The organism is Tepidanaerobacter sp. EBM-38 (assembly GCA_001896545.1).
Classification (GTDB): domain Bacteria; phylum Bacillota; class Thermosediminibacteria; order Thermosediminibacterales; family Tepidanaerobacteraceae; genus Tepidanaerobacter.
This window is the reverse complement of record MPOT01000040.1, coordinates 1-11,455: the sequence shown is the minus strand read 5'-3', so window position 1 is coordinate 11,455 and position 11,455 is coordinate 1. Positions and strand designations below refer to the sequence as shown.

Below are 11,455 nucleotides of genomic sequence, written 5' to 3'. Positions count from 1 at the left end.
TTTGACCTAATAAAAACCTTTTTTGAGCGTATTAAATGGAGAAAATATAGCTGTAAAATTATGGTTGAGAATAAAAAAGGTCACAAAGCAAAAAGCTCTTTATACAAATATATAGACAAATAAATTTTTGTATTATATAATTGTAGCAAGGTGGTTAATTATGGCATATATATATGGCATATATCCAGATAAGTTCAAGGAGTGAGTGCTACCTAACATGTTTGGCAAGGTTTTATATTAAATTGGAGAGTAAAAATAGCAACTTTGAAGAGATAGAAGAGGTGTAAGTTATGAAAAGAATTAGAGTCGCAGCAGGAGTTATTACAGATAATGATAAGGTTCTAATTACTAGACGTGCACCAAAAGAAAATTTCGCTGGAGGATGGGAATTTCCAGGTGGGAAAATTGAAGCTGACGAAACCCCCGAAGATTGCCTTACTAGAGAACTTAAAGAGGAACTTAATATCAATGTTTCGATTGATAAATTTTGTACTGAGGTAACTCACGATTACGGTAATATAAACATTTATCTAATTGCCTATTATTGTACAATAACTGACGGGACAATTCAGATATCTGTTCATGATAAGTATAAATGGGTTAGAATAATTGATTTACTAAAATTTGAACTATTGCCAGCAGATATACTGATTGCAAAAAAGGTAATGGAGGATTATTATGAGTAGTTTTTGCAAATTTAAAATTGGACAAGTTGTAACCCATTCAGATATTATAGCTGAATTTAAGTGCGGAAATATGGGGGGAATGCGCCGGTCAAAAGCAACCAATTCCCTAGTTATAATATCTGATCATACAAAAGGCCTGTATGAAGATAAATGGTTTGGAGATGTTTTGCATTATACGGGTATGGGTAAAAATGGGGACCAAGATTTGAATTTTATGCAAAATAAAACACTAGCAGAATCTGATAGAAATGGTGTAGAAGTTCATCTGTTCGAAGTACTGGTACCTACAGAATACATATATCGTGGCCTTGTATCTTTGGCAGGTAAGCCTTATCAGGAAATACAAAAAGGTGAAGATGGGGTTCCAAGAAAAGTATGGATGTTCCCTTTGAAGTTACAAACCGGTTCACAGGCTATTCCCGAAGAATCCTTTATTAAATACATTAAGGAAAAAGAAAAGGTAGCTGAAAAATTAAGATAGTGTCAAGTTGTTGTAGGATAATTAAAGTTAAAGGTATCCCCTATCCTTTTGATACAAAACCAGCTATATAGCATACCCGCTCCGTTGTATGCCTTTTAATATAGTTGATATTGGAGTCTTTTTACCCATATTAAAAACAGGTATGTTATTTAGCTTCTCATACGTGGTTTTGCTAAATACTTCCTTAGCCTTCTTAATTGTCTCTAGCTTTATGTTGTATTGTTGTTTTGCTTTTGTAAAATGATTGGGAGTTATCTTTCCACCATTTTGACAATAAATCCTTATGTCGGCTATGGCTTTTAGCCCTTTCTTGCTCCAGCCCATAGGTCGAGAACTAAATCGGCTGGATAATACATGGCTAATATGACCCTCTGTGCAGCTACCATCTACTCCATCTTGTTTGTATATAGTGATAGCTTCCCAGTTGTTTTTTATGTAGTTTTTAAATTGATTTATTCTCTTTCGTTTTTTAGGACTTTGGACGTTATGCTTAAGTTCATCCACCAGTTTGCAAAATCTTGGCAAGTCACCTTCGTAAATACTGCTGTATATCGCTTTTCTGTATTGCCATTGCCCTGCTGTAGCTTCAAGTAGTGCTTTGTTTAGATGATATTTGTCTAGGACCATTTTGGATTTGGGTAACCATTCTTGGCCGGTCTTTATCCATAAGGCTCCGTCTCCGTGAATATAGATGCGTTTTAGATAGTCTATGTCATATCTATCGTAAATGTAGTTGGCAACTTTTAGCCATGTTTCTTCAAGGTCCTGGCCAAATCCGTGTATATGGTGGGGGTTTATGCATTCTCCGCGTTTTGCTATTCTTTTTGTGCCTTCGTATATGGTAATCAGGGGAACTATGGCGTTTTTGCCATCTTGTAGGGCTACATGGTCTTCATCGGCATCTATGTGGAGAACTTGTACTTTTCGCTTTGGACCTTTAGTTTCTATCTTTAGTTTTTCTTCATTTACTTTTCTTGTTTTGTTCATTACGGTTTGCCTGCTTACAATGCCGCATGCTGCATACTTACTGCTTTTTGCATAGGAGTTATCACTAGAGTATTCTACCATATCTGCTGCTACTGCAGTTGATACTCTATCATAGGGTTTTATTCCTAAAGCTTCATCCACTAAGTATATATATGTGCCTTTTTTCTTATCGCAATAGTAGGTCCTGTAGTATGTAAGCAAGCCTGACTTTGTTACAATTTCTCGCTTGTCGTTATTTCGCTCTACAACAATGCCATTTTCTTTTCGCCATTTTTTATCTGCTTTTATTTCTTTATCAAGGTTTTCCAGGTAGATTTTCATCATGTTTAGTATGAAGTCATTGGTGATGGTCTCTAGCCCGGTTTCTAGTTCTTCTAGTTTTTTTATCTTAGATTTGTTCATAAAACTTAAGATTTTATTGATGAAATTTTTGCAGTTTTGTATTACAATAGTATTCACAAGAGATCCTCCTTTTCAATGGTTTTTTATGGTGATTACATTGTATCAAAAAGTGAGGATCTCTTGTTATTTTTTATCCTGAAAATGTCCTACAATTATTTTACACTATGAAAAATTAACACTGAATGAGTTAAAAGAACGTGCAGAGCAAAATGAAAGTGATAAAGTAAGTAGTCGTAAAGTTACAAGCAATGTTTTTATTAGAGATGCATTTGTAGCAGAATATGCTAAACGAAGAGCCAATGGTGTATGTCAACTATGTGGGCAAAAGGCTCCCTTCAATAATAAAGAAGGTATTCCTTATTTGGAGTGCCATCATATAGAGTGGCTTTCAGAGGGAGGAAGCGATACTATTGAAAACACTGTTGCACTATGTCCAAATTGTCATAGGAAAATGCATGTTTTAAACTTACCTTCTGACAAAGAAAAATTAAAAATTCAAGCAAAAATCAGGTTATCCAAATAAAGCATAGGTATACAGAGCATGTTATGAGGTGGTTAATCGTGGATATTAAAATAGATAGTTTAATTCCCTTTGATTCATTGAAAACCAATATAGATCATGTATTCTCTGTTGTTGATAAAAACGGAAAAGTTGTTCTGCTTAAAGATAATAAGCCGGTTTATATAGTCTTAAAATACGATGAAAATAATTTAGCTGATGCAGGAATTGGCATGCAAGAGATGCCGAACTATACACTTCATGAAGCCATGAGAATTGTTTTATCTGAGGCAGAAAACAAGACGATGCATGCAGCTGAACTTGCCGATGAGATATATAGGCGCAGGCTGTATTTAAAAAAAGATGGCAGTAAGGCAGAATATACACAGATAAGGGCAAGGTGCGGGCATTACCCGGATATGTTTGAAGCTCTTCCGGGTAATATTATCAGGCTGAAGCAATCATAATTTTGAAAGAAAAAAGAGTAGGGGGATATTTTTATGGAAAACGAAATTAAGTTGTTGTCAATTAATGAAATAATAAAAGAAAAATTCCTTATCCCTTCATACCAAAGGGGATATAGGTGGGAAAAACGCCAAGTAACAGAACTGCTCGATGATATTTGGGAATTCTCCCAACAAGAAAGAAAAAAAGATGAGTTTTATTGCTTGCAACCTATAGTAGTAAAGAAAAATGGCGACAAGTGGGAGGTAATTGACGGACAGCAACGATTAACTACAATCTACATAATTTTGTATTTTTTAGGTAGAAAAAGATATGACATAGAATTTGAGACAAGAGAAAAAAGCAAAGAATTTCTACAGAATATCGATGTATCAAATACATCAAATATTGATTACTTTTTTATAGGACAGGCATATAAAACTATCAAAGAATGGTTTGAGTATAAAGAAAATGTTGAATCAGAATACACTGTTAGAGATGAATTTAGCATTGCATTAGGTAAGCTTACCAAAATAATCTGGTATGAAGTTAATGATGGTTCTAATCCCATAAATATTTTTACTAGGCTTAACATCGGGAAAATACCACTTACAAATGCGGAACTTATAAAAGCATTATTTTTACAAAAATCAAACAAGAATAATAACGATAATGACACTTTTAGGTTAAAACAATTAGAAATAGCTAGTGAGTGGGACAGAATTGAATATACTCTTCAAAATGACGAGTTTTGGAGCTTTATTAATAAAGAATTTAATGATATGCCAACAAGAATCGAATATATTTTTAATGCAATGGCTAAGAAAAGTTCAAGAGGGGATGACTTTTATACTTTTAGGTATTTTAATGAAAGATTAAGGCAACGCAGTGTTCAAGAGATTTGGGATGAAGTTAAGGCTTACTTTTTAACATTTGAAGATTGGTTTAATGACAGGGAATTATTCCATTTAATAGGTTATCTTGTAACTTGCGGAGAGAGAATTGAGCAACTCAAAGATGCAGCTGAAGGAAAAAGCAAAACTGAGTTTAGAAAATATATTGATAACAAAATCAGGCAACACGTTAATTATAAGATATCAGAACTGGATTATGAAAAGAACTCGAATGAAATTAAAAAAGTACTTCTACTATTTAATATAGAAACAATACTTAGAATGAAAACACACAATTATCGTTTTTCTTTTAATTCTTATAAAAGAGGAAAATGGAGCATTGAACACATTCACGCCCAGAATACTGACGGTTTGAGTACAGTAAAACAGTGGATGGCGTGGATTGAGGATCATATAAAAAGTTTAGAAAGAATTAATGCAAACAAATACAAAGAAGTCATTGAAAGAATGAAGTCTATAAATGAGGATAATATAAGTGCTGAATTATTTAATAAATTATTCGAAGAAGTTCAGAACTGTTTTAAAGACCAATTTAGTGATGATATGCATTTAATAAATAACCTAACTCTACTGGATAAGGACTTAAATAGCAGACTTGGCAATTCATTCTTTGATGTAAAGCGTGATATTATTATAAAAATGGATAAGGAAGGCTATTTTATCCCTATTTGTACTAGAAATGTATTTTTGAAGTATTATAGTAAGAATGCATCACATTTGCATTTTTGGGGTCCTGAAGACAGGAAGGATTACTATGATGAGATAATACATGCTTTACAGAAATATTTGCCTAATCAAGCGGAGGTGAATAGTGATGCAAACAACTAAGTATACATTTTGGAAGCTAATAAATGAGTATAGAATTGAAATACCAATTATACAGAGAGATTATGCCCAAGGAAGAAATGTTGATAAAATACCAGAAATAAGGAAGGAATTTCTTGAAAGCCTTTATAATGCAATAGTTAATGAGAGCAATACATTAGATTTTGATTTTGTATACGGTTCTATAGAAGAACGAGAAGGGGATAAGGTATTACTGCCATTAGATGGACAGCAGAGATTGACCACTCTCTTTTTATTACATTGGTATCTTGCCACAAAGGAAAATAAAACTAGCAAGATAAAAGGTATACTTTCAAAATTTACTTATGAGACCAGAATAAGCTCTCGGGACTTCTGCTATTCGCTAGTAGAAAAAGGTGTTAAATATGATCTTGGCAAAGAAAATGATAAAATATCTGATTTAATTAAAGATGCTCACTGGTTTTATATGTCATGGATAAAAGATCCAACTATAAAATCAATGCTAACAATGCTTGATGATATTCATCTGACTTTTAGGGATACTCAAGATTGCTTTGAAAAACTAATACGTGATATTAATTCAGATCCTCCAATAACATTTAGATTTTTGGAACTTAAAAACTTTGGCTTAACTGATAACTTGTACATAAAAATGAATGCTAGAGGAAAACCTTTAACGGATTTTGAAAACTTTAAAGCAAAATTTACTCAGATAATTGATGATGTGTTGCCAGAAAAGCTTCTGGATTTTTCTTTAAAGATAGATAACGCCTGGACAGATGTTTTCTGGAAGTATAAAGAAGCCAATACTATCGATAATCCTTTTATGCGATATATATATTTTATTACAGAAATGCTTTATGTTGAAAACCAGAATGTATTACCTACAACAAATCCATTTTTATATAATGAAAATAATGTACCTAAAATCAATTATGAATTGATAAAATCTGTATATAGCAGGAAGGAGAACATTGAATTCTTAATAGATTCTCTTGATTTTTGGATAAAAATTCAAATGGATCCGGATAAATTTATTGACAACATTTTTTCAGAAAAATATGAAAAAGGTAAGCTGGTCATTTTTGATGGTAAAAGTAATCTTTGGAAAAGGTGTTTAAAGGGTGATTCTTTTGGAATAGCAGAAAAAATATTGCTTTATTCACTACTAAAACGTTGTATTTTTTTAAATCAGTACAGTTATAGTGTTGATTTAGTGGAATTTTTAAGAGTTATTCGAAATCTGCTGATGAGAGTACGTCAAGCGGTTAATACCAGATATACAAGCAATTTGCGTTTTGACTTTATGAAGAGACAGTTAAAAGATGTGACTGACTTGCTTATACAAAATCAAAATGTTTATCAAATATTAACTCAAAAGGGATTCAGTATGCCTGGATTTAGTAAAGATTCCGTAGATTCGGAAATAAAAAAGGCTACACTGATTGTTAATAATATAAATTTAAAAGAAAAAATTCATAAACTAGAAGACAATCCATTATTTAAAGGATGTATTGATAATGTTTTGGAAATAGTTGTAGGAAACCCCGCTATAGATTTGGATTCAATTATAACTGATATATGGTCAAACAATAGTTCAACCGTTATAAAAGCTTTACTTTCGATAGGAGATTATTCTGTTATTATAGGTTACAGTCAACTTGGTGCAAGAAAGTACTTTGGAGGAGATGGAGAATGGAATATTATTCTTACAAGGACCACAAACGAATCACAGAAAATCAAAGAAATACTAAAGGAATTTATATGTAAATATATTACAATAAAGGGTTCCACTTCAGAAGAGAAATTGAAAAATATAATTATTGATTATTTAAAACAAGCAAAAAGGGATTGGAGATATTACTTTATAAAATATGGAGGGTTTGTTGATAATAAAAAAAATCTTTATGCATGGCTAAATGAATATGAGTTGAGAAAACTTAATGGAAACTCGCTACTGGCTTACCACATCAATCCATATGTCAGGACGGTCGCTTTGAAAATTGCAGATAAAACCATTTGTAATGTTAATGAGTGCTATGGTATATACAGTGATCTTAGTCCGCTGAAATTAAGAAATAATATAACTCTGGAAAGCCTCAAAGACGGCTGGAAAGTAAAATTTCCTGAAGATTATGTTTCGAGGAATGGAAAACAAGAGTTTAATAATTTAATTGCTATCGCTAATTCTAAAAATGAGTACTGGCTAAAGGAAACTGATGACAAAGATAGGATTGAAATAGCTGTTGAATTCATAAAGGCTTTGGCCTAGAGTCTTTATTTCACTTGACTGGTATTACACACTATAAAGATGATGAAACTTCAAGAAAAAATTAAGGGCAAATCAATAAATCGTAAAAGAACAGGAAATAAGCAGATGCTTATTTGAAAAAGTTGATTTGTTCCCTTGAACGTTCGTTTTCGGGGAAAATGCCCAAAAACCCATTGATATATTCCCACGAACGCAAGGTTCAAAAAATTAGCCCAAGACATCAATCCAAGCGGCTCGTTCCATGTGGAGACGGTAGTGTTGATGTCACGAGTTAGTGAAGGAAGGTGCCTGGCACCACCCGAATTTTGTCGAAACTCAGATAAGGAGAACTGACCTTTTGGGATTGGTTCTTCTTTTTTCATGCGTATTAGTTTTACTTGGGATAATATATTCATAAGGGTATTATATAAAAAAACTCATTCGAAGAAAAATATTTCTAAGGTCATAAAAGATAAGATTAAAGAATATGTAAATAAAAACCATATAAGTTAGTATATCTATATGTTTTTTTGATTTGGATTTGCATACTGATATTTTTATTTCTAGTTTAATATTTCTTGAAATGATCAGTTCTTACCGATATTAATAAAATTTACTAATATAAAAATTCTTAACAAATGCACTGCATACTAGATGTAGCAGTATAAACAAAAATAAAACGCAACATATTGTGGTTTTGCTTGACATTATTAATTTCATATATTAGAATGGTAATAGATAGTACATATTCCAAAATATAACAAAATTTGATATTTAGAGGTGTAAAATGGAATCTATAAATAAAGGGTTAATTTTTGAGGAAATAGGGAAACAACTTGATATTTCACCAACAATGTATAAATTAGCTGTTGAGAGATATACAGCAGTTGCTGAATATTTGGAGGAAAATGATCTCAAAGCTCATTTCTATCCTCAAGGTTCGTTTAGATTAGGTACTGTCACAAGGCCAATAAGGAACGGTATTGAAAGTGACTACGATATTGATTTGGTATGTCAGATACTAGTAGATAAAAATAATACAAGCCCATCGACAATAAAAAATACTGTAGGAAATCTGTTAAGGAAAAATAAAAGGTATAAAAAAATTCTTGATGAAGAAGGGCGTAGGTGTTGGACTCTCATATATGCAGAAAAAGATGGTATTGGTTTTCATCTTGACATTTTGCCTTCAATAAGAGAGAGCATTGAAATCATTGAGAGTTTAATAAAGGAATATAATCTAGCTCCAAGATATGCGGAATCAGCAATAGCTATAACAAATAAAAATAAGATTGATAATCTATATAATTGGGAATCTAGTAATCCTAATGGATATGGGCTTTGGTTTGATGAAATAAATAAATCTTTTTATGACTTAGTTGAAAAGAGTACAAGAAAACAGATATATGAAAACAACAGAGACATCTTTGCATCAATTGATGATGTACCACCACAATTGATTAGAACACCTTTGCAAAGAGTGATTCAAATACTCAAAAGACATAGAGACCTAAGATTTAATGGACATAAGCTTGAAGATGATAAACCTATTTCAATGATAATAACAACATTAGTTTCTCAAATTGCTAAAAATGAAAATTGCCTAACTACTGATATATTTGTATTATTAAAATTCATTGCCTTAAAATTAGCTCAATATGCAATACTTCTAAGCAATATTGAGATATCACAACAACAGTATGCTGTAATTAAAAGAGATATATATACAGGTAAATGGTACATTTCTAATCCAGTAAATCCAGCTGAAAATTTTGCTGACAGATGGCATGAAAATGATAACAGAAAAGCAAAAGCATTTTTCCAATGGGTTAATTGGGTGTATTTAGATTTAATTCAAAATATGGATAAACCTGGCTTTGATATTAATTCACTTAAGAATGTTTTAGGTAATAATGTAGTTGAAAAAGCTAATGCGAAATATCAATCTTTGCTTTTACAACATCATAATGATTGCATGCAAAGTTCATCACTTTCTACTGTAAATATAACTAGTCCAGGTAAGCCTTGGGGGTAAAAAATGAATATAAAAGAAGTTATAGAAAATCAATTTAAGGAGTTAATAAAGAAATATCCTAGTTTCATTCTTTACTGGGAAGATGATATAGGAATAGTTAAAGGAGAATTAAATTTTAAGGCTTTATATAATGGAGTTGTAATTGCAGATACTTATACTATAAAAATTGAGATCCCTTCTACTTATCCAAGCAATTTGCCAATGACAAAAGAGATTGGTGGAAGGATACCTTTGAATTTTCATAGGTTAGCAAATGATTATCTTTGTTTAGAAGTTCCAACTAAGATGAAGATTATTTTTATGCAGAACCCTACATTACTTTTTTACGTTGAGAAGTTTGTAGTTGAGTATTTATATGGGTTTAGTTATAAAGAAAAATTTGGACGTCTTCCTTATGGAGAACATCCTCACGGAAATGCAGGAATAATAGACTTTTATAAAGAATTATTTGGTGTTACTGATATAAATAGTATTTTAAAATTTCTCAAAATACTTTCAAATAGTAATTATAGAGGGCATCACTTATGCCCTTGTAATAGTGAAAAAAAGTTAAGAAATTGCCATGGTAAAACTATTAGAGAATTAATGCAACTAGATATTGCATATATGTTTCGATTTGATTTGGATGTTATTTTGAGAAGTAAAACAAATAGATTTTAAGCTGGGGGTATTGTATGTCAAAAGCTAAGATTCCACAAAAAGTAATTCAAACTTTATGGGTTATAGCAGGTGGAAGATGTGAATTTGATGGATGTAATAAGCCACTTTGGTATGATATACTTACAAAAAGAGGTTGTAATTCTGCTTATGTTGCACATATAATTGCAGATGCACCTAATGGCCCACGAGGTGATGAAGTATTATCAAGTAAAAAATGTAAAGATTTAGATAATCTTATGCTTTTGTGCGATACACACCATAGAATGATTGATGATAAAGAAAATGTAGGAAGATATTCTGTTGAAGTTCTTAGACACATGAAAAAAGTTCATGAAGAGAGAATCGGATACCTAACTTCTCTTAAAGATAAAGATTTATCCCACATTATATTTTATACAGCCAATATTGGTAATAATGTTCTAAGGATTAACCCTGAAGGGGCTATTGATGCTATTCTTCCAGAATTTTTTCCAGCAGACAAAAACCCGATTGAACTGAGTTGTATAAATAGTGCATATAAAGATTATGAAGATAAGTTCTGGGATCATGAAAGGAATCAACTTAATAAAAAATATCAAACAAAGGTAAAAAGCAGGATAGAAGATGGTGAAATAAAGCATTTGTCAGTATTTGCATTGGCTCCTCAACCATTGTTAATAGAACTAGGTAGGCTAATTTCCGATATTCAACCAGCAGTAATATATCAAAAACATAGAGAACCGAATACATGGAAGTGGTTAGAGGATACAGAGCCATTTGATTATATTGTAAAAGAGCCTGAAAAACTTTATGATACAGTAGCTTTAAACTTATCATTAAGTGGAATAATTGATAATGATAGAATTATAAGCGTTCTAGGGAATGAAACATCTATATGGACAATAACGGTAAAAAATCCTAATAATGATTTGATTAAAAGCCGAAAACAGTTAAGCCTTTTTAGAAAAAATATGCGAGAAGCTTATAATAGAATTAAGACCGTTCATGGACAAAATAATAGGATTCATATATTTCCAGCATGTCCAGCTTCTATAGCCATTGAAATTGGAAGAGTGTGGATGCCAAAGGCAGATTTACCACTAGTTTTATATGACCAGAATAATAAGCATAATAGATTTATTCACGCTTTTACATAATTCTACTAGGAGCTATGTACATAAAAGCATGACGGAGCAAAAAAGATAAAAGGCCATATGAGCGTATGAATAAGAGGTAAGTCGATGCAGATTTTGACCTAGGACTTTACGGCAAGATAGATGTATACATAGAAAGCAAGGATTATACATTAT

9 protein-coding genes and 1 pseudogene are annotated in these 11,455 nt (G+C 31.7%); 9 read left to right on the top strand and 1 reads right to left on the bottom strand.

Features of this window, described 5'->3' with window-relative positions:
- Positions 1–290 precede the first annotated feature (290 nt).
- Positions 291–686 carry a (deoxy)nucleoside triphosphate pyrophosphohydrolase gene (locus tag BUC45_RS04510; protein WP_237661349.1) on the top strand — a complete coding sequence of 132 codons (396 nt, stop codon included), beginning with the start codon at positions 291–293 and terminating at the stop codon, positions 684–686.
- Positions 679–1,167, top strand: coding sequence for a restriction endonuclease (locus tag BUC45_RS04505; protein ID WP_296970678.1), 489 nt, complete (start codon positions 679–681; stop codon positions 1,165–1,167). Before BUC45_RS04510 ends, BUC45_RS04505 begins: the two co-directional genes overlap by 8 nt.
- Before the next feature lie 63 nt (positions 1,168–1,230).
- Here BUC45_RS04505 and BUC45_RS04500 read toward each other — a convergent pair whose 3' ends face one another.
- A complete protein-coding gene (locus BUC45_RS04500) occupies positions 1,231–2,613 on the bottom strand; it encodes an ISLre2 family transposase (protein WP_296970677.1) in 1,383 nt (460 codons plus the stop codon).
- A gap of 109 nt (positions 2,614–2,722) precedes the next feature.
- Between BUC45_RS04500 and BUC45_RS04495 the strand changes: the two are divergent.
- The 7 genes and pseudogenes from BUC45_RS04495 to BUC45_RS04465 all read left to right on the top strand — a co-directional run.
- Positions 2,723–3,079 (top strand): annotated as a pseudogene (locus BUC45_RS04495) (HNH endonuclease); the annotation flags it as partial.
- Positions 3,080–3,117: 38 nt separating this feature from the next.
- The gene (locus BUC45_RS04490) at positions 3,118–3,522 is read left to right on the top strand and encodes a hypothetical protein (RefSeq protein ID WP_296970676.1); all 405 of its coding nucleotides are present in this window, start codon (positions 3,118–3,120) and stop codon (positions 3,520–3,522) included.
- 33 nt (positions 3,523–3,555) lie between these two features.
- The gene (locus BUC45_RS04485; RefSeq protein ID WP_296970675.1) at positions 3,556–5,241 is read left to right on the top strand and encodes a DUF262 domain-containing protein; all 1,686 of its coding nucleotides are present in this window, start codon (positions 3,556–3,558) and stop codon (positions 5,239–5,241) included.
- Positions 5,228–7,492 (top strand): DUF262 domain-containing protein, encoded by a 2,265-nt coding sequence (locus BUC45_RS04480; protein ID WP_015051356.1) that lies wholly within the window; start codon positions 5,228–5,230, stop codon positions 7,490–7,492. The genes BUC45_RS04485 and BUC45_RS04480 overlap by 14 nt, the downstream gene beginning before the upstream one ends.
- Positions 7,493–8,258: 766 nt before the next feature.
- Entirely contained in the window at positions 8,259–9,506 is a 1,248-nt protein-coding gene (locus BUC45_RS04475) for a nucleotidyltransferase (RefSeq protein ID WP_013777978.1), read from the top strand.
- Positions 9,507–9,509: 3 nt separating this feature from the next.
- Positions 9,510–10,166, top strand: coding sequence for an SEC-C domain-containing protein (locus tag BUC45_RS04470; protein ID WP_013777979.1), 657 nt, complete (start codon positions 9,510–9,512; stop codon positions 10,164–10,166).
- Between the two features lie 14 nt (positions 10,167–10,180).
- The gene (locus BUC45_RS04465; protein ID WP_296970674.1) at positions 10,181–11,302 is read left to right on the top strand and encodes an SAVED domain-containing protein; all 1,122 of its coding nucleotides are present in this window, start codon (positions 10,181–10,183) and stop codon (positions 11,300–11,302) included.
- Positions 11,303–11,455: the final 153 nt, after the last annotated feature.

What these genes read in the sequence shown, in the direction of transcription:
- BUC45_RS04465 (WP_296970674.1), top strand. Translation starts at nt 10,181, where the DNA reads ATGTCAAAAGCTAAGATTCCACAAAAAGTAATTCAAACTTTATGGGTT.
- BUC45_RS04485 (WP_296970675.1), top strand. Translation starts at nt 3,556, where the DNA reads ATGGAAAACGAAATTAAGTTGTTGTCAATTAATGAAATAATAAAAGAA.
- BUC45_RS04480 (WP_015051356.1), top strand. Translation starts at nt 5,228, where the DNA reads ATGCAAACAACTAAGTATACATTTTGGAAGCTAATAAATGAGTATAGA.
- BUC45_RS04475 (WP_013777978.1), top strand. Translation starts at nt 8,259, where the DNA reads ATGGAATCTATAAATAAAGGGTTAATTTTTGAGGAAATAGGGAAACAA.
- BUC45_RS04510 (WP_237661349.1), top strand. Translation starts at nt 291, where the DNA reads ATGAAAAGAATTAGAGTCGCAGCAGGAGTTATTACAGATAATGATAAG.
- BUC45_RS04470 (WP_013777979.1), top strand. Translation starts at nt 9,510, where the DNA reads ATGAATATAAAAGAAGTTATAGAAAATCAATTTAAGGAGTTAATAAAG.
- BUC45_RS04505 (WP_296970678.1), top strand. Translation starts at nt 679, where the DNA reads ATGAGTAGTTTTTGCAAATTTAAAATTGGACAAGTTGTAACCCATTCA.